The sequence below is a fragment of the Flavobacterium piscis genome, assembly GCF_031457575.1.
Lineage (GTDB): Bacteria > Bacteroidota > Bacteroidia > Flavobacteriales > Flavobacteriaceae > Flavobacterium > Flavobacterium piscis_A.
The window spans coordinates 46741-73715 of the sequence record NZ_JAVDWQ010000020.1 but is presented as its reverse complement, the minus strand read 5'-3'; the positions used below and the strand labels follow the sequence as shown (position 1 = coordinate 73715).

Annotated in this window: 12 protein-coding genes; 5 read left to right on the top strand and 7 right to left on the bottom strand. The window is 35.5% G+C overall.

Annotation, left to right across the window (positions count from 1 at the left end; translation table 11 throughout):
* Positions 1-206: 206 nt before the first annotated feature.
* The 4 genes from J2W48_RS20545 to J2W48_RS20530 all read right to left on the bottom strand — a co-directional run bounded on the left by J2W48_RS20545 (position 207) and on the right by J2W48_RS20530 (position 4676).
* Positions 207-1241, bottom strand: a complete 1035-nt coding sequence (locus J2W48_RS20545) for a hypothetical protein (protein ID WP_310283771.1) — start codon at positions 1239-1241, stop codon at positions 207-209.
* Between the two features lie 99 nt (positions 1242-1340).
* Complete coding sequence (locus J2W48_RS20540) at positions 1341-2384, bottom strand: hypothetical protein (RefSeq protein ID WP_310283769.1); 1044 nt, start codon at positions 2382-2384, stop codon at positions 1341-1343.
* Positions 2385-2599: 215 nt separating this feature from the next.
* The gene (locus tag J2W48_RS20535; protein ID WP_310283766.1) at positions 2600-4384 is read right to left on the bottom strand and encodes a T9SS sorting signal type C domain-containing protein; all 1785 of its coding nucleotides are present in this window, start codon (positions 4382-4384) and stop codon (positions 2600-2602) included.
* Positions 4385-4439: 55 nt separating this feature from the next.
* On the bottom strand, positions 4440-4676 hold the full coding sequence (locus tag J2W48_RS20530) for a hypothetical protein (protein ID WP_310283764.1): 237 nt from the start codon (positions 4674-4676) through the stop codon (positions 4440-4442).
* 772 nt (positions 4677-5448) lie between these two features.
* Between J2W48_RS20530 and J2W48_RS20525 the strand changes: the two genes are divergently transcribed.
* Together J2W48_RS20525 and J2W48_RS20520 are read left to right on the top strand one after the other, a co-directional pair.
* On the top strand, positions 5449-9444 hold the full coding sequence (locus J2W48_RS20525; protein WP_310283762.1) for a hybrid sensor histidine kinase/response regulator transcription factor: 3996 nt from the start codon (positions 5449-5451) through the stop codon (positions 9442-9444).
* Between the two features lie 390 nt (positions 9445-9834).
* The gene (locus tag J2W48_RS20520; protein WP_310283760.1) at positions 9835-12279 is read left to right on the top strand and encodes a glycoside hydrolase family 31 protein; all 2445 of its coding nucleotides are present in this window, start codon (positions 9835-9837) and stop codon (positions 12277-12279) included.
* Positions 12280-12488: 209 nt separating this feature from the next.
* Here J2W48_RS20520 and J2W48_RS20515 read toward each other — a convergent pair whose 3' ends face one another.
* The 3 genes from J2W48_RS20515 to J2W48_RS20505 all read right to left on the bottom strand — a co-directional run bounded on the left by J2W48_RS20515 (position 12489) and on the right by J2W48_RS20505 (position 18726).
* Positions 12489-14084 carry a RagB/SusD family nutrient uptake outer membrane protein gene (locus J2W48_RS20515; protein WP_310283759.1) on the bottom strand — a complete coding sequence of 532 codons (1596 nt, stop codon included), beginning with the start codon at positions 14082-14084 and terminating at the stop codon, positions 12489-12491.
* A gap of 16 nt (positions 14085-14100) precedes the next feature.
* Positions 14101-17391, bottom strand: coding sequence for a SusC/RagA family TonB-linked outer membrane protein (locus J2W48_RS20510; protein WP_310283757.1), 3291 nt, complete (start codon positions 17389-17391; stop codon positions 14101-14103).
* Between the two features lie 168 nt (positions 17392-17559).
* Positions 17560-18726 carry a FecR family protein gene (locus tag J2W48_RS20505; protein WP_310283755.1) on the bottom strand — a complete coding sequence of 389 codons (1167 nt, stop codon included), beginning with the start codon at positions 18724-18726 and terminating at the stop codon, positions 17560-17562.
* Positions 18727-18840: 114 nt separating this feature from the next.
* Between J2W48_RS20505 and J2W48_RS20500 the strand changes: the two genes are divergently transcribed.
* From J2W48_RS20500 to J2W48_RS20490, 3 genes are all read left to right on the top strand, one after another.
* Positions 18841-19419 (top strand): RNA polymerase sigma factor, encoded by a 579-nt coding sequence (locus J2W48_RS20500; RefSeq protein WP_310283753.1) that lies wholly within the window; start codon positions 18841-18843, stop codon positions 19417-19419.
* A 317-nt stretch (positions 19420-19736) separates the two neighbouring features.
* Complete coding sequence (locus J2W48_RS20495; protein WP_310283751.1) at positions 19737-22664, top strand: triple tyrosine motif-containing protein; 2928 nt, start codon at positions 19737-19739, stop codon at positions 22662-22664.
* A gap of 219 nt (positions 22665-22883) precedes the next feature.
* Entirely contained in the window at positions 22884-26840 is a 3957-nt protein-coding gene (locus J2W48_RS20490) for a family 16 glycosylhydrolase (RefSeq protein ID WP_310283749.1), read from the top strand.
* The last annotated feature ends 135 nt before the right edge of the window (positions 26841-26975 follow it).

The window sequence follows — 26975 nt, the reverse complement described above, 5'->3', positions numbered from 1 at the left end:
TATGTCTAATTGGTATAATTGTTTAGTTATATTTTGTGTTAGATTTTAAAATCTCCTGTGTGTTCTGGCAGGAGATTTTCTGTGTAACAGAAATAAAGGTTACTCATTATATTGACATGCATTTTCCTGATAATACGAAAATGAATATTTGGATTTTAAAAATAATAATTTGATAATCAGCAAATATCTAAATAAAAATGATCTGCCTATCGTATCTGATACCAGTTGGTACCATCACTCTGTACTTCAACACAGCTTGAAGCATTGATTGTGTTTATTGAACTCCCGGCTAAATTAATGTAACTACCTATTGTTTTTGCACCAACTGTATTATTGACAATGCTGTAAATTCGACTCGGTACGGCCGCTGCCGCCGGCAGTGTAACGGTAAATCCAGACGCAAGTGGAATGATTACTGTTTTATGGGTATCATTTAATGTTAGGTCTGCGGAAATCACTATAATACTATTGGCAATACTGCCAGTGACCTGCAAAGTAGAAGTTGGTGCAGTAGTAGCAATTCCAAAATTTCCAGCATTAGTAAACCTTCCATATTCAGTAAAAGCGCTTGCAGTAGTATATTTGCCAAAAGCGAGATATGCTGATCCAATATTTGATGTAAACACACGTAACGCATCTGTTGTACCAGTCTGGGCAGCTGAAACTTTCTCTAAACCATAGGCGTCACCCGTGTCAGCATCATACAATGCTGCCATTCCCATTCGTGTGTCTTTAGCAAATCCTAACCCAACCGGGGCTTGAAATTCAGGTCTTCCGGAGCCTGAAAAAGTAAGATTATTAGCCCCCATCGTTACCGTACGATTGTTAGTCAGGGTACCATTACTGTTATAAATATTGGTTGCCGTTGCTGATGATCCTATTGTTGTTTTCCATGCTCCGTTAGTATAGACAAAAAGTATGGCCTGCCCATTGGGAATAGTAGTGCCTGCAAACGTTGCATTAAAACCACCTGTAGTATTATTGGAAATGGCTAATATGTGTCCATTTATAGTCGGGACATATGCTGTTATCGCAACAGTACCGGTAGCGGTACCTGTAATACTGGCAAGTGAAGTTTGTGTGTTAATATTGGCTGCATTAGAAGCCACAGTAAAACTTACCTGCCTGCGGGTAACCGCTCCGTTGACATCTAATGTTGTTCTGGGGTCGGTGGTGTTTATCCCCGTTTGGGCAAAGGAGAAATATGTGATAAAAAACAGCAGCAGAATTTTACTTTTCATTTTAATTGTCTTTAAGTTTTATTTAAATTTGGTTTTCTGGCATAAATTTTAGTTCATGACTTCCTTCAAAAAACTTTGTACTTAAATAAGAAGGCTAATCTATTGTATCTGACGCCAATTGGTACCATCACTCTGTACTTCTACACTGCTTGCTGCACCGATAGTGGTTACAGTAGCCCCGGCTAAATCAATATAACTTCCTATGGTTTTTGCATCAACTGTATTATTGACAATGGTATAAACTCTCCCGGTTATTCCTGAAGCAGCTGGCAACGTAACGGTAAATGCAGACCCAAGCGGAATGATTGCTGTTTTATGGTTCACAGCTAATGTTAAATTTCCGGAAATAACAATAATACTAGTGGCAATACTGCCATTTACATGTAAGGTAGAACTTACTCCAGTACCAGTCCAAATACCAAAAAAACCATTACTATGAAACCTGGCATATTCAGTAAAAGCGGTTGCAGTAGTATATTTACCAAAAGCAAGATAGGGTGGTATCCCCGTAAAATTTGATGTAAATAAACGGAAAGCTGGAGCTGATGTTCCTGACTGACTGCTTGAAACCTGCTCGATACCATACGCGTCACCATTTGTAGCATTATATATTGTTGCTATCCCCCTGGGTGTATCTTTGGCAAATCCGAACGCATTTGCGAATTCTACCCTTCCTGTACTACCTGAAAAAGTAAGACTATTAGCTCCGAGGGCTACAGTACGATTGCCTGTCAGTGTACCATCACTATTATACAAATTAGTTGATACTATTGATGACCCTATTGTAGTTTTCCATGCGCCATTGGTATAAACAAAACTTATGGCCTGGGCATTAGGAATAGTTGTTCCTGAAAACGTTGCACCAAAACCGCCGGTAGTATTATTGGAAATGATTAATAAGTGTCCGTTAACAGTTGGAACAAAAGCAGTTACTGTAACCGTACCTGTAGCAGTACCTGTAATATTGGCCAATGAAGTACCTGTAGTAATGTTCACTGCATTAGAAGCCACGGCAAAGCTTACCTCCCTGTGCGTAACCGCTCCGTTGACATCTAATGTTGTTCTGGGGTCGGTGGTATTTATCCCGATTTGGGCAAAGGATAAATAAGGAATAAAAAACAGTAGTAGAATTTTATTTTTCATTAGGAATCTTTTGATTATTAAATGTTCTTTAAGTTGATTATTCTAACTGCCAATATTTTATAAACATTAAATTGGCCAGCGGTCTTTTAGCAATAAGGATCTCCATTTTCAATATAGAAAAACTGTCTCAGTTCTAATCAAAAATAGTGATTTTCATTATATTAAATCCAGTATTATGAAATTTAAGTAATATATTATAGACATTGAAGCCTATTTTATTTGACTGAATTAGAAATGAAAATTTTCTTAGTGATTTTTGATTCATCGGTAGTAACTAATTTTACTATATAGATGCCATTACTCAATCCACTTGTAGAAAATGAATAATTATGATCAGTCCCAAGCTCCTCTGACAGGACAATTTTACCTGACATATCATAAACTATTACTGACTTTAATTCCATTCGATTGCTGTTTGAAATTGTTAACAGATGGGTGAGGTTGTTTTGGTTTATAATAATTTTCGTCTCGTTTAAATTTTCTACACCTAAAGTTTTGTCATCTTTAAAAACAATTTTGAACCTGTCATTGTATGTCCCTTTTAGAACTGCAATTTCATATATATCGTTTTTTATATCATGATATGAATCATTAGTGGCATCATGGATGTATATTGCCTGAGAAGGATCAAAGTTTATAACTTCGGGAACATAGAACTTTAAAAAAGTATCATCTGTAGCTTTTACGCCTAAAGATATTTTTTTGGTAATGTCATAATTAACACCCTGAATTACATAATTGGCATCATTTAAAAAAAAGTAAACATCATTTGGTAAGTTGGTATTCATACTTAAAGCATCTATTCCTCTGTCTATTCCGTCTGTTGCATCAGGCGAAAGTACTAATGCCATCTGTTTTGTAAACTGATCGTTAAGGATCACATTCAATTTTAAACAGGATACTTGGGATACTGATTCTTTTGTTCCCAAAGTTTTATTTGCACGGCGTTCAAATTTAGTTTGAGGGTTCCCTTCTTTATAATAGGCTCTGTGCGAGTTTTTTAATGTAACGATCCCATTTGTTGCTCCATTTAAGAGAAATCCCTGGCCAATGGGTGAATATTTACGTTCAATTACAAGTCCGGAGGATGTACCGGTTGTATTGAGGGAACCATCACTGTTGTAAGAATTAAAAGTAGCGGGAACATATACCCCGTTTGACTCCAGACTGATGGGTGCATAGCTTCCATATCCGCCTCTATAGTCCAGAATAAGATGAGAATTTACAGATCTGTCCTGCTCCCAAAAATAGGCAATTCCAGTTCCGGCAGTATTATCCGGATCTAAAAGAAAGGCATTAAGATGTAAAGCCGACGGATATGGATTTCCTGTTAAGGTTGCATTGTTAGTCCCCAGCGTTACGTTTATATTACCATCATTTGGTTTGCCTCTAAAGTCGTATCTTTGTGCACCATTTCCTCCCGGGTTATTTTGAACGCCATTCCCCTCTGCATCTAGATTATCAGTTCCACTTGTACCTTTCATAGTAAATCCTTCTCCGGGTGCTATTGTGGTTGTGTTTCCAGCATAAATCCATTGGGAGTAACTGTTTGCATTCGTTAATTTATAAATCCACCGCGCTGCTATTGACAATGGATTTGCAATTCCATCCCGGCTTGCTTGTGGTAATATTACAGCTGGAGTTGACGTTATGGCAGATGTAGGCCTGGACAGCATAGTAACTCCAAAATTCTCATTTCCGGTAATTGCAGAAGCATTTCCGATAGGAGAACACCAATAATTATAATCAAAATTATCAGAAGTTCCTTCTTGATACACAGAAACAATTCCCGTACCCTTATTAGAAGAAACACCTGTCGTTCCTTGAAGTAATTGCGACTGATTTCTCAAATATAAAGCTGAATTCGCTTGCAGATCAATATCCTGACTAACATACAGTAATTCATTTTTTACATACATGTAGCTATCCGATCCAAAATATATTTGAGAAAATGATTTAATAGAAATAAGTAAAAAAAATACGGTTATTATTTTTTTCATAATTTTGATTTTATGTTATTTAAAAATTGTAGTAACAATTATTTAAGTTTTTTCATCAGATATTTTTTCCTGAATCTTTTCCAGGTCGTATTTTTTGTTTTTTGGTGATATATTTAGCTAATAAAAGCCCTGAAATTAATAATATTAACAAATCGTTATCTATTGACACTTCCGGAACATCATCACCAGGAGGTGGAGGGCCTCCTTGTGCTATTATTGTAGTAGTTGGCATTATCAAAAAACAAGCTGCTATGATAAATAATAATCGAATGTTTTTATTTTTGATCAACATAATTTTTTGTTATTGGAATTTGTAAAATAAAAATAAATCATATGTGTTTTAAATACTTTTTCATAAATATTAAAATAATTACTGACTTACTTTTTTTATTTAACAATATAATACTTAGGTATTTATGGGTTTATAATTTCACTTTTTTCGTAGAAACACGAAGATATAAAAAATTGTTGTTTTAACCTTGAGTGTCCTAACTAAAATAAATAAATTAATGTTTTAAATATTGATAAACACTAATTCAACACAGGTTTTATTGTTAGCGCTACGCACGCAACGAAACCTTAGCTGTTAGTAGGGGTTCTTCTTTATCCAACCTGCTTTTTTTCCATTCGTCAATTTGCTTCTTTCGTTTTTCAAGGTCTTTTGGTAGTGGTTATTTTCATTTTCAACACGTCTTCTCAGATTTCTGTTTAATCTTCAAGTGGGTTAAAACAGATAAGTTTTTCTTCTTTTACTAAGTCGTCAAAGGGATTTAGGCTTAATTTTCTGTTTTCATCCCAATTAAATGGGGTAATCTCATATATGTTTAAGAATTATTTGTAAAGATTTCTATTGTGGATAGATATGATTAATACATTGATAAAAAATTATATAAATTTGAATATAAATAAAAATGTGTTTCAAAAAGAAGCTAAAGTCTTGAATTTATGTTTGATTAAATATTTTTTTGAACTGAAAGCTAATTAAAGATTTCAATTAGTTTAAAATCTTAACTGAAATATAAAAGAATTACTTCAAATAGATGATAATAGTATCGTTTAAATCTTTGATAAATAGAATTATGTGGAAAAAAGTTTTGCAACTTTACAAAATCCTGCAAGTTATAATATACATCCTGCTTTTTTCTTATGCTCATAAGGCATTCGCACAAGACTTATTGTTTTCCCCAATTGAAGTCAGACAGCAACTTAATGAAGAGAAGATTCGTAATTTTATTCAATTGCAAGACGGAAGGATTGGGGTTTTTACAGAGGGAATGCTCAACCTTTATGATGGTATTGGTTTTAAAACGATAGAAATTGATGACGATAATGCTGCTCCGCTTATATCTTACACAGGCTTTCATCACAGTTATTTAGAGAACAATCGCATTTGGTTTAAATACAGAGGAAAAATCAATCTCATTAATGTTGCAAAAGAGCGATCTGAAGACCATCCTCTGGAACTATTAAGTTCTCTGGGTTTTACAGGCAAACCAACGAATTTATTTGTCGATGAGAAAAAAAACATCTGGGTTGTTAACGATTTAGGAAAATTACTTTGCTATGAGCAGGGTTCAAAAAAGGTTATTACCTTTTTAAATAGTGTTTCTGTTGCCGGCAGCTCTGATGACATTTTATATGATTTGGTCCTTCATAAAAATCTACTGTATTTAATCTATAAATCAGGACTGATACGTTGTTTTGACCGGGCAATGGCAAAGGAACTTTATAAACTATTTATAGTCAAAGATAATTCTGATAATTTTACCCAATGGCAGCATGCAACCGCAGTAAATAATTATATCTATGTGGTTAGGGCGGGAAAAGATAAAGGGCAGCTTGTTCGATTTGACATTCAAACCAGGGAATCTGTAATACTGTTACAGACAGATTCGTATTGGCTAAACTGTTTTGCGGCAAATGATAAGGGAGATTTTTTCATGAGCTGCAGTAAAGGGCTTTGGTACTTTCATGCCGGAAGTACTGTTGGTACTTTTTATCCTGAATTGACTTTGATTGATGAGCGTAAAATTAAAACAGAAGTAAGTACCGTTTTATTTGATTATCAAGGTGGACTCTGGGCCGGAACATTAAATAAAGGAATTTATTACCATCATCCTGATCGTTCCCGGTTTCAATACTACTCAAAAAAATATTTTAAGTTCCAAGACGATCGTGAATTACAAATAAATTGTTTTGAAGAAACTATTGACGGTAAAATGCTCATTGGTAGTAATGAAGGTTTATTTGAAGCAAAACTGCCTCTTGATCGTTCTAAAACATTCAAAACCTTACTTCCTGATATATCTTGCAATTCGTTATTTAAAGATTCTAATAATCAAATCTGGATTTCGACCTCAAATGGTTTATACCTATTAGGAAACGATCAGATACTGAAGCATTACACTACACAATTTACCAATTATGTATATGAAACAAAAGACAAGGAAATTTATGTTTGTACAGGCGATGGGATTCTGAAATGGAATAAATCTTTCAATTCTTTCGGATTTTCGTCTTTAGTCACTTCGCTTGCCAATGTAATCCAAATAACCCAATGGAACCAGCAATTGGTTGGGATTTCAGCCAAAGGACCTTTTTTAATGAATTTTAGTGGTACTAAAATAATTATGCCATTGGCTCAGAGCCAAAAAAAATATCCAATGTTCAGTCAAAAAAACCATAGGTATACCTGTCTGCTTTCTGATTCAGATCAGGATTTATGGGTTGGCACTTATAATGGTCTTAGTGTTTGGGATAATAAAAGGCATAAATTGTATCAGTTAAATACGGATAAAGGATTAGTAAATAATAGCATCAAGGCAATTGTTGAGGATAAAAAAGACCATTCCTTCTGGGTTACAACCTCTCGCGGCATTAGTCATATTATAAAGAAAAATAAGGGAAGCGGCTTAAGCTTTCAAATTGAAAACCATGATAAATATAGTGGGGTTTTAGAGTATCCTTTTACAGAACGTTCTGTATTTAAATCTTCAAATTGGGGGTTGTTTGTTGGTGGGATCGACGGGATGAATAACCTGCAAAGTGGTGTTACCGAGGATAATCAATATGTACTAAACCCGATACTATCTAATTTAAAATTATTTGGAAAAAACGTAGTACGAGGACAAGATTATAATGGAAATATTGTTTTAAATAAAACAATGCCAGAAACTGATAGCATACGATTTAATTACAACCAAAACTTTTTCAGCATTGGTTTTTCAGGACTGAATTATATAAATCCCACAAAGACTTATTACCGATATAAACTACAGGGTATTGATGAGAACTGGCGCATTGAAAATACCGCATCAGGAATTGGAGAAGCCAATTATACCAATATCTCTCCGGGGGAATATATTTTTGAAGTACAAGCAAGTTCTGATTGCATAAACTGGCCTGGAAAGCAAAAAAAGTTATTGATCATAATTACGCCTCCCATCTGGAAAACGACCTTTGCCAAGATTTTGTATTTTCTAATGCTGGGTTTGGGAATGTGGATGTTTTTTAAAGCTATCGCAAGACGAAATGCCTTAATTCAGAAAAAACAACAAGACTATGCCGTTGAAAGAGCGAAGTCTGACTTTATTACCAATATAAGTCATGAATTACGCACTCCGCTTACATTAATAATAACACCGTTAAAATCTCTTATTTCAAAAGTTGAAAATTTAGAAATAAAAAAGGATCTTTTACGTATTAGTTCTAATAGCGATTTGTTATTAGATGTTGTTAATCAGCTGCTTGATTTTAAAAAAATAGATACTGGAGAGGAAATACTGCATTGTCATTTTTATGATAATCTTTCATTCCTGACCGAATTATGTAATGCTTATCTGCCAATGGCGGCAGAAAAAGGAGTTTCCTTATCATGGACAGTGGAGGAACAGAATATCGATTTATATATCGACAGGCAAAAGATTACGAGAATAGTTATTAATTTACTGTCAAACGCAATCAAGTTTACCGGTTCCGGGGGAATTGTTAAATTATCTGCTTCCATAAATGCAAAAGGCAATATTCTTACTGTTTTGGTTGAAGATTCAGGTGTCGGAATATCTTCAGCAGAGATTGACAATATATTCAATCGTTTTTACCAGGCAGACAATCAAAATAGCTCGGCAGCAGGCAGCGGAATAGGGCTGTACATGGTGAAATATTATGCAGAAATGCATGGAGGATCTGTTAGTGTAGAAAGTAGTCCGGGACATGGAACCTGTTTTAGAGTCCAGCTTTGTGTTCAGAGAAAGACAGAAAAAACATTTTTTGAATCAGGCAATGAGCAATCCAGAAAAAACATCCTTATTGTTGAGGATCATAGTGTTTTTAAAGCCTATCTGTTTGATGAATTAAAAAAACATTACAATGTACTTACTGCAGATAATGGAATCGAAGGATTACAGAAAGCAGTCGATCATACTCCTGATTTGATCATTACAGATATGATGATGCCAGAGATGAATGGTTCGCAGCTTTGTCAATCGTTGCGCACTACTATTTCGACCAGTCATATACCTCTTATTATGCTTACCGGAAGAGCCTCTGATGAAGCACGTTTTGAAGGATACGAGGCCGGAGCAGATGCCTACATGGTAAAGCCATTTGATATTAATTTGCTCGTGCTTCGTATAAAAAAGCTATTAGAAATAAGCTTTACCAGACGAGAAGCTTTTAGTAAAGACAAGGAAGTGACAGTTGAATCACTTGCAGTAAACCCAATTGATAAGGAATTTCTTGAGCGTGCTTTTAAATGTATTGCAGATAATTTGTCTAATCTGGATTATACTGTAGAGAAATTTAGTGATAATATGAATATGGATCGTACGGGCCTGTATAGAAAGCTTATTGCTCTTACAGATCATTCACCAACTAATTTTATTCGCGCCATAAGACTTAAAAAAGCGGCAGAACTCTTGTTGGATAAAAAATTAACAATAGCTGACATATCGGAGCAAGTCGGGTTTAATAGTGTTTCGTATTTTACCAAGTGTTTTCATGATGCATTTGGTAAAACACCCAGTCAGTGCCGAGATGAAAATGCTTTAGGAAGTAGCTGAATTTTACAGCTGATAAATAATTCTTTCTAAAGATGTTTTATTGGTCCCAGATATGTCAAAAAAAGAGTAGCCAAAAAGCGTTACAAATTAAATTTGTCCTAATTCGTGTAATTTGTAGTTAATAAATAGTGTTACTACCTTGCAGACTTTCAGTCAGTCAATCAAATCCGTGAACTTTCAGTTCATAGGAGTGGTTTAGTTAAACTTAAAAAATAAATCCAACCTAAGGATTTTAAAATCCCTTTTTTTATTTCTGATTTTAAGTGTTTTAGCGTTTTGTGAAATCTAATTTCAACAAGAGTTATAATAGTTTCAACATAGTTTAAAGTCTTTAAAAAGTACAAAAACTATTTTTATCCCACTACAAACCATCTAATTTTATTAATAGAAATGAAAATTATTTACTCCTTATTAATTGCCTTGCTCTTTTGTTTAAACAGCAAGGGGCAAAATTTCCAGAAGACCACTCAGGGAATTAAAATGACCGCCAACGGTAACACTATCGAGATACAATTTTATAGTCCCTCTATTGTCAGGGTTATTAAATTTCCAACTGAAAAAACTTTTTCAAAAGAGAGCCTGTCGGTAATTTTAAAACCATCTAAAACTACTTTTAGTGTCAACGCAGACAACAACAGTATAATTTTAAAATCTGACAAACTAAATGTTGCAGTAAATTCTATTTCAGGTGATGTAACATTTGCTTCGGCTTCAAAAGAAATATTATTAAAAGAAAAACCTGAGAGCACAAAATTTGAATCTTTCGATGATACAGGAGTAAAGACTTTTACGGTATCTCAATCTTTCAGCTTAGATAAAGAAGAACCAATATACGGGCTGGGGCAACATCAAAGAGGAAATTTAAACCAAAGAAATCAAAAATATCATTTGGAGCAAGGTAATCTGGAAGATGCTGTGCCTTTTTTTCAATCAATAAAAGGGTATGGACTTTATTGGGACAATTATTCTCCAACAGAATTTAACGACGACTCCAACGAAACTTCTTTTAAATCGATTGTAGGAGATGCCGTAGATTATTATTTCTTGTATGGCAGAAATGCAGATGGAGTGATTACCCAAATGAGAGAACTTACAGGTGAGGCACCACTGTTCCCATTATGGACCTACGGCTTTTGGCAGAGTAAGGAACGTTATAAAAGCCAAAATGAACTGGTAAGTGTTGTTAAAAAATATCGTGAATTAGACGTTCCTTTAGATGGCATTATACAAGATTGGCAGTACTGGGGCAACAATTATCTTTGGAATGCAATGGATTTTTTGAATCCGGAGTTTTCAAATCCCAAGAAAATGGTTGAAGAGGTTCATAATCTAAATGCTCATATGATTATTTCGATCTGGTCATCTTTTGGTCCCCAAACAAAACCTTACAAGGAAATGGATAAAAAAGGAATGCTGTTCAATATTATTACCTGGCCGGAATCCGGTTCAGAGACCTGGCCGCCAAATACCGATTATCCGTCGGGAGTCAGAGTATACGATGTTTACAATCCGGAAGCACGCGATATTTATTGGAAATACGCCAATGAAGGATTATTTGCCAAAGGAATTGACGGGTGGTGGATGGATTCAACAGAGCCGGACCATCTACAGGCAAAACCGGCAGATTATGATACAAAAACCTATCTTGGATCTTTCCGAAAAGTACGTAATGCCTTTCCGCTTATGGCCGTTGGAGGCGTATATGATCATCAGCGTAAAACCACCTCAGATAAACGTGTATTTATTTTGACCCGATCTGCTTTTGCCGGCCAGCAGCGTTATGGCGCTAATACCTGGTCGGGTGATACAGGTTCAAGCTGGGAATCATTACGAAACCAGATACCTGCTGGTTTGAATTTTACACTTACTGGAATTCCGCACTGGAATTCAGATATAGGAGGGTTCTTTGCCGGAGCATATAATAATGCTGAAAATGGACAAAATGGCACTAAAAATCCTTTGTATCAGGAACTCTATGTTCGCTGGCTGCAATTTGGTGCTTTTAATGCTATGATGCGTTCTCATGGTACTGATGTTCCAAGGGAGATTTATAATTTTGGTAAAAAAGGAGAACCTATTTATGATGCTATAGAAAAGTTCATCAATTTGCGTTACGCACTTATACCATACATTTATTCGACTTCCTGGGATGTTACTAGCAAGCAGTCCAGTTTTATGCGTGCATTGTTTATGGATTTTGCAAACGATAAAAAAGTTTGGGATATTAACGATCAGTATATGTTTGGAAAATCAATTCTTGTAGCCCCTGTCGTACAGGCACAATATACTCCAGAGAAGGTAGTAAAAGTAAATGAAGAAACAGGATGGAATAAACAAGGATCTAAAGAGAATCAAGACAAAGATACTGTCGATTTTACTGCAGAGAAATCAAGAAAAGTATATCTGCCTGCCGGAACCTTATGGTATGATTTCTGGACCAATGAGAAAGTTAATGGTGGACAGGAGATTACAAGAAAAACCACTATTGATATGATTCCTCTTTATGTGAAGGCCGGAGCTATTATACCTTTTGGCCCCAAAGTAGAGTTTGCAGCGGAGAAAAAGTGGGATAATCTTGAAATAAAGGTGTATCCGGGTAAAAACGGGTCTTTTATACTTTATGAAGATGAATTTGATAATTATAATTATGAGAAAGGCGCTTATACAGAGATTGAATTTTTATGGAATGAAGCATCAAAGAAATTAACGATCTCAAGTAGAAAAGGACAATATGATGGAATGTTATACAATAGAAAATTTACTATAGTAATGCCTGATGGATTGAAGAAGGTTATAAATTATAGTGGTAAAAAAGTAGAAGAGAAAATACTCTAAGAACTACACTTTTTTAATTAACCAGCCATTCTAACATAAATGCTTAAATATTTATTAACTATAAGGACCTTATTATAAAAAAAAGGGTTGAATGGAAAAGTTAACCAGACTATAAACTGCATTGCCAGCCAATAAAAAACCCTGCAAATCATTTGATTTGCAGGGTTTTGATTTTACAAAAAATCTATAATTATTAGAATTGGGATATTTTAATTACCATAACCTGGATTTTGTATCAGATTACTGTTAGTCTGTATTGCCTGCAGAGGTATTGGATACAGGTTTTTGTTGGAATTTGATGGATCGTGCGAGAACCATGCCCTTGTTGTAAAGGCATTGAATCTGATCATATCCTGACGGCGTCGTCCCTCCTGGCAGAATTCCCAGCCAAGTTCATCTAAAAAACGTCCATATATCAAATCAGCCGAACCTTCATGGGTTTGTGAATAAGTATCCCTTCGGCCATAATCATAATTGCTTCCAAGAATAAGCTGTTGGTCTGTTACAATTGCAACACTGGCATCATCAAAGTTTCTCAGACGCACCTGTGTAACTAAATTGCCTGCACCAGGCTGACCTGAGCGCATAAGTGCCTCAGCTTTCATTAGCAGTATATCTGCATATCTAAATACAGGAAAGTCATTGCCAAGACGATTTTGTGCACCAATTTTTATTTCAAATTTGCCCCAACGGTAGCCGTCATCTTTGTCTGACTCGTCAATAGAAGGAACTGAAACAGTATAATTTATGCTCAGGGGATCACCATTGCGGGCAAACTGTGGCCCCTGAATATAGTTTTGCTGCAAACGTTTATCTTCGGGGTTAAAAGATTCGATAAACTGTGGGGTGGCACATACACCTCCCCATGGAGCAAATGTCATATTGTAGGTCTGCTGGCTTTCCTGGGCAAGGGTCTGCATATGGAAATCGAAAGCATTCCAGTCTGATACATATTTCTCATCCATCGGAAGGGCAAATATAATTTCATTGGAATTTTGATTTTCTGTTACAAAAACGTTCTTTTGATTTGGCTCAAGTGCATAAAAACCTGATGCGGAAACGATATCACATTGGGTGATACATTGCTGCCACATTGCCTGTCCGCGCCATACTTCGGCATTTAGATACATTTTTGCAAGTAAAGTGTGAGCAACCCATTTATTCATACGACCATAATAGTAACCTCTGGCTTCCTGTGAAAGCTGATCGATATTGTCTGTTATTTCTTTAACGATAAAGTCAAATACTTCAGTTCTTGTTGACTGTTTTGGGAGTGATGCGTCACGAAAATTTGTCACTAAAGGAACGTTTCCATACAGATCAATAAGAATGTAATAGTACGAAGCCCTTAATACCCGAAGTTCTGCCAGTAAAGAATTTTTTGCCTGATCGGAAGGAAGCACAATCCCTTCCTCTTCGATTTGCGTAATGATCCTGTTAGTGGTATTAATACCTTCAAATGTCCGGCTCCACGGCTGATACATTCCATCATCATTAGTAGTCCAGGTATGCTGGTGCCATCTTTTATAAATATAACCGTCAACCCATCCAATCCCGATGCGTGCCGGTATGATATCCTGATCTGCAGAAAGTTCCTGGGTACGCACTACGCCGTTCCATAAAAGCATAGTTTTACGCCATGGGATATAAGCAGCGTTGACAAGAGCACTTATTTCCAAATCTGTTTTTGGATGAAAATTCGCAGTAGGTACACTTCCGTAACTTTCATCCAGCAGGTCATTACAAGAGGTAGTGCTTAATAGGCCAACTAAAAAAGCAGCAAATAATATATTTTTTGTTTTCATTTCAGTAATTTTAATATTAAAATCTAGCTGTTAAACCAAGGGCAAATGTGCGTACAGTTGGGAATTTCTCGCGCCTGTCAACTCCGGGATCCAAACCTGATGTACTAACTTCCGGATCAATACCTTTATATGAAGTGAAAATAAAAGCATTGTTTACAGAACCATATATTCTTATGGATTTAAAACCTTTAGAAAATTTTTCAAAAGTATATCCCAAGGTGATATTATCTATCTTCCAATAATCACCGTCTTCAATATAGTAGCTGTTGAATTCAGCTGCAACAGATGGATTTAAAGTTGTTTTTCCAAACACTTTGTCATTTACTGAGGACAAACGGTTATCTCTGTATCCATTTTGTGTCCCTTCAAAGTTCATACGTGCCTCATTAATAATCTGATAGTTAAAGGCACCGCGCATGTTTACAGTAAAATCCAGATTTTTGTATTTTAAAGTATTGTTAAATCCTGCGTACCATTTTGGTATACCGTTTCCAATAGAATGTCTGTCTTCGGGAGCATGTGTAAAATTATCATAAGGAACTCTTTCTCCATTACGATTTTCATAGATCCACTTGCCGTTATCATCTACATCTACTACTTTAAAACCATAAAAATTACCAATTGCTTCACCTACCTGAACCCTGTGTGAACTTGTGACCTGACCTTCGTAAGCTACTGATCCTGTATCAAAATAGTCATTATCAGTTTTGAATGTACTTCCATTTAAACTTTTAAGGGTATTATCGTTTGTAGAATAGGTAATTGAAGTATCCCATTTGAAATCAGCAGTTTGCACAGGTACTGCATTAATAAGAACTTCAATACCGCGGTTTACCATGTTACCGCCATTCGCCATGATGTTAGGGTAAAGATTTGGCGGAACCGGTACGGTATAATTGTACAAAAGCCCTTCAACATCTCTGGTGTAAAAATCTAAAGATCCGGAAAGGCGCCCGTCTAATGAACTAAAGTCAAGACCTATGTTTGTTTCTCTTTTTTCTTCCCATTTAAGGTCCGGATTTGGATTAGATGCTGGTATTATTGTTCGTATCCACTGTCCGTTTACATAGGCATAATCCCCGTATTGCAGCATTGCCACACCCAAAAATCCTGCTGATGGCTGAGAACCTGTGACACCATAACCTGCACGTAGTTTCAGTTCATCAAATATTTTTTGGTTTTCCATAAAAGATTCCTTCGTAAGCTTCCATCCAACAGAGACAGCCGGGAATGTTCCCCATGCACTTTTAGTTCCCCAAAGCTGACTTGCCCCTTCATGCCTTACACTGGCCATTAAAAGATATTTATCATCGTAAGCGTATGTTGCCCTGGTAAAAAAACTAATAAGGTTGGTCTTCCATTTTCCTGAACCCATAGTTGCAAAACCTTCCTGTAAACCGGAACCCGAACCTATATTGTGCCATCCTCCGAACATATCATCCTGAATCTGCTTATTAAACATATTCCAGGTTTCACTGCCGTTTTCAATATAGCTGTAGCCGCCAAGAATTGTAAATTTATTTTTTTCTATGTTTTTTTCATAAGTGCCGGTCAGCTCCATAAGTTTTTCGGTGTCAGTATATCCGCCAATCCAGGCATTAACACCAGAGTTATCGCGTATATTTGAAATATGGTTTAATGTAGTCGAACTTCCGTTAGTGCTCGGCTGGCGTCTGAAAGAGAAATTGGCATTCAAAGTAAGATCTTCGATCGGGTTGTATGTAAGTGTGCTTACATAACGCATCTCTGTGGTTTTTGTATTTCCATCCGCCTCGTAAATAAGGCCCAATGGGTTTTCATATCCAAGTTTATTTAAGTTTTCATGCCACGTACCATCAGCGTTTTTAATCGGATCTGTAGGGTTGCGTCTCAGTGCCTGATAATATGCCCAATTTGAAAAATTGCCCTCAGTATACGATTCTCTGCCTAATACTGAAAAACGGAGCTTTAGCTTATCATCAAACATTTTGTGGTTTACCTCAATACGTCCTCTGAATGTTTTATTGTTTGATTCTATAAAGACACCTTCCTGGCTGTTATAGTTGATATTTGCAATATAATTTGTTTGAGAGTTACCTCCCTGTAATGAAAGATTGTGAACATGGATTATAGGTGAGGTGGTGATTTCTTTAAGCCAGTCCACATTTCCGCCGTTATTCGCTTCCGAATATAATTCCCTAAACTGATCAGCGCCAATAAAATCAAGTTTTCTTGATATTTGGGCAGTACTAATATAACCTGTATACTCCACATTATTTATCTGTGCACCGCCTTTAGCTTTTTTGGTGGTAATCAAAATAACCCCGTTGGTACCTCGTACACCATAAATAGCAGCTGCAGATCCATCTTTAAGTACATCAATACTTTCAATATCTTCCGGAGCTACTGTATTGAGCCATCCAGGGATTCCGTCAATTAGGACCAGAGGGTCTGTATAAGCTCCCGAAAGTGTATTATTACCTCTCAATTTAATTGAAGTTGTAGCGTTAGGGTCACCGGTAGCATTAGTAACACTCAATCCTGCCACTTTTCCTGTAATTAGCTGTCCGGCATCTCTATTTTGTCCTTGTGTGAATTTTTCAGACTTTATGCTGGCTACTGCACTTGTTACATCTCCAGCCTTTTGTTTTCCATAACCAATAATCACAACTTCGTTTAAACCTGCTGCGGTTTCCATTAACACTACATTAATAGTGCTTTGCCCATTTACTTTTATCTCTTGAGTATCAAAACCTATATAAGAGATCACGAGCGTGGCATTTTCATTGGAAATTGTAATGGAAAATTTCCCGTCAAAATCTGTAGTTACCCCATTGGTAGTACCTTTTTCTACTATATTGGCACTTGGTAACGGCTGTCCCTTTGAGTCTGTAATAATACCCGTAATTTGTTTTGGAGGTAAATCAATTAGATTTAGGGAACTCATCATGATGACTTTATTTTCCTTGTTTTTGGTTAACAAGATCTTACGGTCATCAATTTCATATTTAGTATTGACATCCTTAAAAAGTAAATCCAGGATAACATTTATCGAAACTTTTTTAACATTTATCGAAACTTTACGGTTTAAATCTACTGCTTTGGTATTAAACAGGAACTTAAATTCTGTCGTTGTCTCAATTTCATCGATAACCTCCTTTACCGTAACACTTTTTGTATCCAAAGAGATCTTCGTTTTTTGAGAATAGGACGTGCCTGCCTGCATAACAAAACTGACGGTAATAAAAAATAACAGTGAAAACTTCATTTTCAAATCAAATTTTAAGTTCCACGGAAATAATCCAGTGAACTTTGGTGGTTTTTTCATAATTTTGGAATGTTTATTAGTGATTAATCTTTTGGTTTGATCACTTTACCTAATCGGGAAATGTTCGAGCATTTTCCGATTTTTTTTTGTCCGGATTTTTAGGATATGGTAAGAAGTGATAGTTAGTACTTAGTTTAATTTGAACTTCAATTCATTGGCATAGCTTATTTAGTGGATTATTATTTTATTTTCTACGATACTGTATTCAATTTGGTACACCTTTTTAAAGTAATTAAATACCTGATTAATGCTTTCATGGTCAGTTTCAATAGTAGCATTAAACGTTTCTTTAGCTAATTTTTCATTATTATTGATAATGACGACATTGTAATGCCTTTCCAGTTTTTGAATGATGTTTTCAAAAGTTTCCTGTCTGAATACAAGATTACCAATCATCCAGGAAGTATATAAAGAGGTAGTAACCTTCTCATTTGAAATTTTCTTATCTTCTTTATTAAAAGTTCCCTTATAGCCGGGCGTCAGGAAGACTTCATTATTGTTCTTTACAGATAATCCGGACTGTGTCAGACTTACTGAGCCTTCAATTAACACTACATCTGTAGCTTTGTCTTCGAGATAGTTGGTTACATTAAATTTTGTGCCATATACCTGTACATCAAGCTTATTGGCATTTACTACGAAAGCATTTTTTTTATCATGTGCCACCTCAAAATAAGCTTCTCCCGACAGAAAAACTTTACGTATTTTGTTTTTCAGGAATTGTACAGGAAAGGTAATTGAACTTCCTGCATTCAAGTGTACAAGTGTCCCGTCTGAAAGTGTAATATTAAATCGTTTTCCATTGGGAATATTTAAAGTATTGTAGACTAATTTTCCGGATTCTCCATTAGCCGTATAAACTAATTCTTTGCCATTTTGTTGCCCCACTACTTTTCCATTGGCATCATATACTTTCGAAGTCCCATCTGCAGCCATAATTTTAATGTTTCCATTTCCCAGCGTTAGGGTAATTTCATCTTTTCCGGGCAGGACCACCTGCTTGTCACTATTATCATTAAAGATATTCTTCTGCAATAAAAAACCGATTCCTATAAACAGCATGGCAATTGCAGCATATTTCATTATATCACTAAGGCTGTACTTATATGTTTTTTTCTTTTCTTTTCTGATTTCCTTTAAAAGTGCTTCTCTAACAGTTTTGATATCCGGATCGTTCATAGCCAGGGTTATAGCAAAATGAGCTTTAACATATTCCTGAAAAATCAATTGATTTTCCGGATTCTCTATCCATTTATTTAATATATCCAGATCGTCCATATTTGCCGACTGTGAAAAATACTTTATAATTATGCTTTCTATTTTTTCGAAATCCATTTCCTTATGCTTTTTATGTAATACAAGACAGAATCATAATACCCTAACTTTTTGTTACTATTTTTTTCATATTCATATGTTTTTTTTCTTTATTTTACCAAATAAATACGTTTTATGAGTTTTGATGATAATGCTGTATTAATAGAAAGCCTTATAAATGGAGAAGAGAAAGCTTATAAATTTCTATTGAATAAGTTTCACAGAAGGCTAAATACCTATGCACTTACCTTAGTCAATGATCATTCAATGGCTCAGGATATTGTTCAGAATGTATTTTTGAAAACATGGAAAACCAGGAGTAAACTTAATCCTGAATTTTCCATACAGAGCTTTTTATATAAATCCATCTATAATGAATTTATAAACAGCTATCAGCAAAATAGGGCCATGTTGTTGTTACAGCAAAAATACATGGAGTCAATGCAGCAGGTTGTCGAAACTACAGATGAGAGCTCAATAGAACAAATGCTCACCATTATTAATAGAGAAATACAAAATTTACCCCCTAAGTGCCAACAGATTTTTATCCTCAGTAAAAAGGAAGGGCTTACCAATATCGAAATAGCAGAGTATTTAAATGTTTCTATTAAAACTGTTGAGGCACAAATTAGCAAGGCTTTTAAAATTCTTAAAGAAAAATTAAAAGACAATCATAACGTGATGCTGTTTTTGCTATTTCTAAAAAAATACTAGCCACAATATACAAATTGCAAGATTAGGTACATGAAAAACAATCTTTTGTTCATAAATTCCACTTTTATACATTAGTAACCCTTCATTTTATAATTTTTACTTTCTTAGCCGATAGTGTAATTTGTTACATTAAAACAAATTTTTCATATATTTGATTCTCAATATTCGATTTTTTTAGTACTCAAATTATCAAATTATAATTTTTGAAATAGAAATAATCGAATGTTTTGTTAAAAAAAACAGCTTCTCCCCAAGAAGTGGTTTTTTTAATATTGTGATTCCCAAAAATCACAAAATAACCTACAGACATATACAAAATGATGAATTTTATAATTAGATTTTTAGTTATATCCTTATTCTTTTTACCCCATTTATTCAGTGCTCAGATTAAAAAAACAGGAGTTCCTTTTATCACCAGCTACAATCCGAAAATATATAAAGCGGCTTCAGAAAATTGGGATGTTTTACAAGATTCTAACGGCATGATGTTTTTTGCGAATCATTTTGGGATTATGCAATTTGATGGCGTTCGATGGCATATTGTAACGCAACCGGAAAACAGAAGTATGGTTCGCTCTCTTGCGATTGATAAAAACAATAAAATGTATGTGGGCGCTCAAGGGGATTTTGGGTATACGGTTCAGTTGGAAAACGGACAATATAAATACACGTCTCTAGTAAAATTAGTTCCGGTTTCAGCAAGAAATTTTGGTGATGTTTTACACACGGTCGTTCGTAATAAAGAAGTAATTTTTTTCTCTAACGAAAGAATATTTATTTACAGGGATAATAAAATCAAAGTAATACGATCTGAAGCTAATTTTGATGATTTTTTTGAAGTCAATAAAGAGATCTATGTTTCCGATAATGCAAAAGGATTATTGAAACTGGAAAATGATGTTCTGATAACAATTCCGAATAGTGCACAAATTGTGGGAATGCAGATTAGGAAAATCTTTGAAACTAAAGACGGTTTGATACTTCTCACGCAAAAAAAAGGGCTTTTTATTTATAAGAACAATCAACTAAAACCTTTTATAACAGAAGCGGATTATTTGCTGAAAAAGAATCAGATTTCAGCTGGAATTCAACTTTCTGGCGGCTATTTCGGAATAGGAACGCGTCAATCCGGATTGGTAGTAATAGATAGTGCGGGGCATTTAATTCAGCATATCAACAAACAAATGGGTTTGCAAAATGAATATGTAACCAATCTTAAAACTGATAAAGAAGGCAATTTATGGGTAACGCTCAAAGAAGGTATTTCGCTGATTCAGATTTCCTCGCCTTTGTCCAGAATTCTTGATACTTCTAATTCAGAAACTAAAATATATTGCAGTCAGGTTCATCAAAATAAATTGTATATCGGCACAGATAACGGTTTGTTCTGGCTCGATTGGAAGGCTTATAAAAGTGGGAAACGGGAAAATGCCCATTTTCAACATATTGACGGAATGTCTGAAAATGTTTGGAATATTGGTATTTTTGGTGATTCGCTTTTGGCTTTTGAAAAGAATGGGATATTTGAAGTGACTGGTAATTCGGCAAAATTATTAGCCAAAACAGATGGAGCGTGGAAAGGTATAATTATCCCAAATCATCCTGATTTATTGCTTGTTGGTGGTTATACCGGATTATATCTATTGAAAAATATAAATGGATCGTGGGTTTATCAGCATAAAATAAAAGGTTTTGAAGAAAGCAGCAGAATAATCATAACAGATAAAGACGAAAACATCTGGATTGCCCACGGATACAAAGGAATTTATAAAATCAGATTTAATAAAACATTCGATACTGTTTCAGATCTTCAGTTTTATAATCAGGCAGCAGGTTTTCCTTCAAGTTTGTTTCTGAATACTTTCAAAATTAATAATCAGGTTCTTTTTGGAACAACAAAAGGCGTCTACAAACAAGATGCAGCCTCAAAAAAAATGATTCCGGATCTTACTTTTAAGAAATATCTCGGAACAGAAAATCATATTCGTTTACTGAAGGCAGATAATCAAAATAACATTTGGTACGTTTCGGGAGAAAATACCGGAAAAATAAATCAGAAAAAACAAGGGAATTTACATTTAGAAGAATTGCCTTTTAGAAAATTGAGATATTTATATGTTCCGGGTTTCGAAAACATTCAGACGACCACAAGCGGTGATGTCTTTTTTGGAACACAAGATGGTTTAATTCATTATAATGCCACCAAAAATAAAAATTACCAGTCAAAATATAAAGCCGTAATTTCAGAAGTTAAAAGTATTTTTCCTAAAGATAGTTTGCTGTTTTCGAGTAGATATGATGTGCTTCCAACCAATATAAAATCAGGAGCAGAATTTTCTCCTGTTTTATCGTACTCCAATAATGCCTTGCATTTTTCGTTTGCTTCCTTGCATTATGATGAAACCGATGCTACCAAATACGAATATTGGCTGGAAGGTTTTGAACCTAAATGGTCTGATTGGAGCCTTCAGACAGAAAAAGAATATACAAACCTGCCTGAGAAAGAATATATCTTTCATGTTAGGGCAAAGAATATATATGATGTTGTAAGCGAAGAAGCTGTTTTTAAATTTGAAATTTTACCGCCCTGGTACAGAACCATTTGGGCTTATATCCTGTATTTGATACTTTTTTGTGCTTTGATTTATGCAATTATAAAATATCAAAAAAATATTGCAGAGCGGGACCGGGAACAATTAATCCTTAATCAGGAAAAAGAATTGTTGCGAAATCGTGCCGAATTAAACGAGCAAAAACTGGCTTTAGAGCAGGAAAATATGGCAATTATGCGAGATAACCTGGAAACTACAATTAATCTAAAAAATGCAAAAGTAGCATCTAATACCGTGAATCTCATTCATTTGAATGAAATCCTGCTTTCTATAAAAGAATTAATCGGTCAGATAGACAAGAAAAATGATTCGAATACCAATTTCAGTTTACTGTCCAAAATAAACCGAATAATTGATCACGAATTGCAGGGAGATAAACACTGGAATGAGTTTGAAGAAATCTTCAATCAGCTTCATGATAATTTTATGCAGCGACTTAAAACAAGTTTTCCGGAACTGACTCCTCGTGATATGCGATTGTGCGCTTATTTGCGAATGAATTTCAATACCAAAGAAATTGCGCCGCTTTTGGGAATTTCGGTAAGAGGAGTTGAAGATACACGTTACCGAATCCGCAAAAAATTACAACTTCCGTCTGATGCAAATATCACTGAATTTATTTTGAATTTTTAGTTTTTTATTATTAAGTAAAATCTCAGGTAGTTTTACGCGATTTGACCGCTAAATAGTACATTTTTTTACGAACACCGTAGTCAAACCGTATACCTAAATAAGGGTCTTAGGTGGTTTATTTGTTAATATTGTGCATTATTATTAGAATAATATTTCTTTTTTTTAAGAAATAGGACTTTTATTTTGTTAATAATGCTTTACTAATAAAAAACTACAAAAATGAAACAAAAAGACTTTTCTTTCGGCCAACCACCGAAGAACAATTACAATTTTCTGAAAAAATTTCTGATCCTGACAATTTTATTATTGTCGCCTTTTCTAAAAATTCACTCACAATGCAATACGCTGATTTGGTCAGATGAATTTAACGGTACAACTGTAGACGCTACTAAATGGCAAAGTATTTCCGGAAATGGCTGTCCTTCGCTTTGCGGATTTGGAAATGCAGAAGCACAACGCTATGATCCTAATCAGGCAACAATTGTCAAAGAAGGAACCAATAGTTATTTGAACATTCAGGCCAAATATGAACCGAATGCACAATTTCCACAACAGCCTTATGCGTCTGCAAAACTAACTACTGAAGGTAAATATGCCATAAAGTACGGAAGAATTGAAGCCCGAATGAAACTATCAACAGGAATGGGGGCCTGGCCGGCATTTTGGATGTTGCCTGTAGGAGGAAATTGGCCGTACACAGGTGAAATTGATATTATGGAGACCAAACACAGAAATCCAAAATCGATAGACGGAACGATTCATTATGATGCAGGCGGTTATCATTATACCGGTAGAAGCTATACTTCACCAACTGATTTGTCGAATGAATTTCACGTTTATGCCGTAGAATGGGGACCAAATATCATAAAATGGTTTATTGATGGTAATTTATTTCATACTGCTACGCCAAATACGACTGTAAATGGCGGATGGCCTTTTAACGACAACCAGTTTTATATTATTCTGAATCTGGCAGTTGGAAGTTTAGGAACGCCTTATACAAGCGTTAACGGTGCTGGTGTTGAACCAATTCCGGCTGATTTTCCGGCAAAATTGCAGGTTGATTATGTTCGTGTTTACAGTGGTAGTTTTACATACGGCGTTTTGGGAGATGCCAAAGTATATAATAACGAAACAAACAAAACATACTCAATCAATACAATTGCAGGGGCAAGTTATAACTGGACAGTTCCTTCTGGAGCGACAATTACGTCCGGACAAGGTACAAACACGATTACAGTAAACTGGGGAACATCTGGGGGAGATGTTGCTGTAGCTACTACTGTTTCCGGATGTGCTTCTAATACATATAAACTGGCAGTCACAACTGAAGTTCCTTTGCCTGTAGAAAAAATTCAGGAAGATTTTCAGTCAAACCGAAACATTGTTTACGGAAATAAAACCGGAGTCCTGACAGAAGCTATTGCAAACCCATCGGCAACCGGAATTAATACTTCTGCTTTAGTAGGAAGATATGTTCGCAACGCATCTGAATTATATGATGTCATGAATATTAAAAACGTAGTCATCAGCAATGCTAATGATTATGTGTATGGCAGAAAAAAGATTTCTTTTGATATCTATACTTCGGCACCGGTTGGAACTAAAATTTCTATGCAGCTTGAAAATAGCCTGGTAACAACAGCCATTAATTTTCCATCAGGAAGACATAGCGGTTACAAAGCCACGACTACTGTACAAAATAAGTGGGAAACGATTGAATTTGAATTTGAAAAAGTAATCGATCCCAATACAAGTGCTTTGACTATCGATACTGTAGTTTTTCTTTTTGAATCTAATTCGAATTCAGGAGCGACCTATTATTTTGATAATCTGCTGACAAAAGCAGCGCCTGAAAAACCAGTTATTGCCACAGATGTTTTACAGAATTACGATGGTATCAATAGAATTATCAAAGGAACTACTACCGGGACGTATTCTGTAGTGGCCAATCCGGGCTCAAATTCGGTTAACGCTTCTGCGAATGTGGCGAGATATGTTCGAAATGTAACGGAACAATATGATGTGCTTTTCTTTAACACACAAAGTACAATCGAAGATGCCGGTTTATTGAAAAATCAAACCAATAAAATCATGATCGATGTGTATACTTCTGCACCAATTGGAACGGTGGTAAGTATGAACTTAGAAAACAGTGCAACATCGCTTCCTACTAATTTTCCAACTGGAAGAAACAGTAATTATGTAGCGATAACCACCAAACAAAACCAATGGGAAACATTGACTTTCTATTTCAATGCAAGTCCTGATTTAGGAACTTCTAATCTGGCAATCAACCAAATGGTTTTATTGTTTAATTCCGGTTCTTATACAAGCCATACGTACTATTTTGATAATATCAGAATTGGTGCTACCAAACTTCCGGATACTTTTACGCCAGGAGTAGTTTACGAAGATTACCAAAACACGCATAATATCACATTCAGGGATGCTATTGGAACATATACTCCAAATACGGCAAATCCAAATGCAAGCGGAATCAATACGTCTTCAAATGTGGCACGATACGTTAGAAAAGCAACAGAGTTGTATGATAATTTCTCGTTCAATACAACTTTAACCAATATTGCAGATTTCAAAAACGGAACTAAAAAATTCGCCATGGACGTGTATACTTCTGCACCTGTTGGATCTATCATATCCTGGCAGGCAGAAAGCAGTGCTTCGATTCCGTCTAATTTTCCGTCAGGAAGACACAGCGTTTACCAAGGTGTTGTAAAACAATCAAATGCATGGCATACGGTAACATTTACCTATGCAAGCTCGCCGGATGCTTCGACTTTGGATAGTGAAGTAAATCGTTTTGTTTTCTTATTTGAACCGGGAACAAGTTCTGGAAATACGTATTTCTTTGATAACATCAGAGCAGTAAATTTAGTTTCTACAGAAAATCCACCGGCAACTTTACCTGCTCCATGGGTTAGTACAGATTTAGGTGCGGTAACACCGGCCGGAACAGCGACACATGCTAATGGAACTTTTACCATTAAAGGTGCGGGAACAGATATTTGGGAATCAAGCGATCAGTTTCAGTATGTATACCAGCCCATAACTGGTGATGCAGAAATTATTGCCAGAGTAACTTCATTGACAAACACTAATACGTATGCGAAAGCAGGGGTGATGTTCCGTGAAACGCTTACAACAACTTCTAAACATGCTATGACCACTATTACGGCTGCGGCAGGAGTAGAGTTTTTATCAAGAGATGCCGTTTCAGTACCAACAATTCAGCAGGGAGCAGCGGGAACTTTTCCTAAATGGCTTCGTACTGTTAGAACTGGAAACGTATTTACGTCTTACACATCAGATAACGGAACAACATGGACTCAAATTGGTACAGCACGAACAATTGCTATGGCCAATACCATTTATGTGGGAATGGCAGTAACATCCCATAATAATGGAACTTTGACAACAGGTGTTTTCAGCGATGTAATTGTTAGAAATATTACGCCTCCAAATACAAATGTCAATTTGGCTTTATCAAAAACAGCAGTTGCTTCTACAGAAGAAAATGCAACTTATTCCGCCAGTAAAGCAACAGATACTGATTCTACTGTGTCCAGATGGGCAAGTTCATTTGGCAATGCGACAGAATGGATTTACGTTGATTTGGGCAGCAATTACAATATCAACCGTGTTATACTAAAATGGGAAGCAGCTTTTGCAACGCAATACAAAGTACAGCTTTCTACAGATAATGTTTTTACAGAAAACGAAACGATAAATACCCAAACTTCCAGCGATGGAGGCACAGACGATTTAACAGTAAGTGGAACAGGAAGATACCTGCGAATCTTATGCACGGCAAAAGCATTAGCTCCTTATGGATATTCATTGTATACGATAGAAGCTTACGGATCAGCTTCAACAGCTAAAAAAGCAGTTCTTGAGGAAGAAGCATTAGAAGTAAGTGATTTTACCATGTTTCCAAATCCTGCCAGTAATTATCTTCACATTTCAATACCTGAAAAATTAGACAACAAAGTCGTAATGATTTACGACAATTCGGGGAAATTGATTTTGCAGACTGTGTTAGGTGATGGCGCGAATGAAAATCAAATTGATATTAGCAAGCTGTCTAGAGGAGTTTACATTGTGAACTTCAAATCAGATCAAAAAAGCTGGACCAAAAAACTGATCAAGCAATAAACTAAAAATCCGCTGGGTGTAAGTGATCTGAAATACTATTTCGATGTCCCCAAATTAGAAATAAATTCAAGAAGAAAATACTTGCACCTGACGGATAAATAAGTCATCATTTCAAAAATGACTTTAAAATTTATT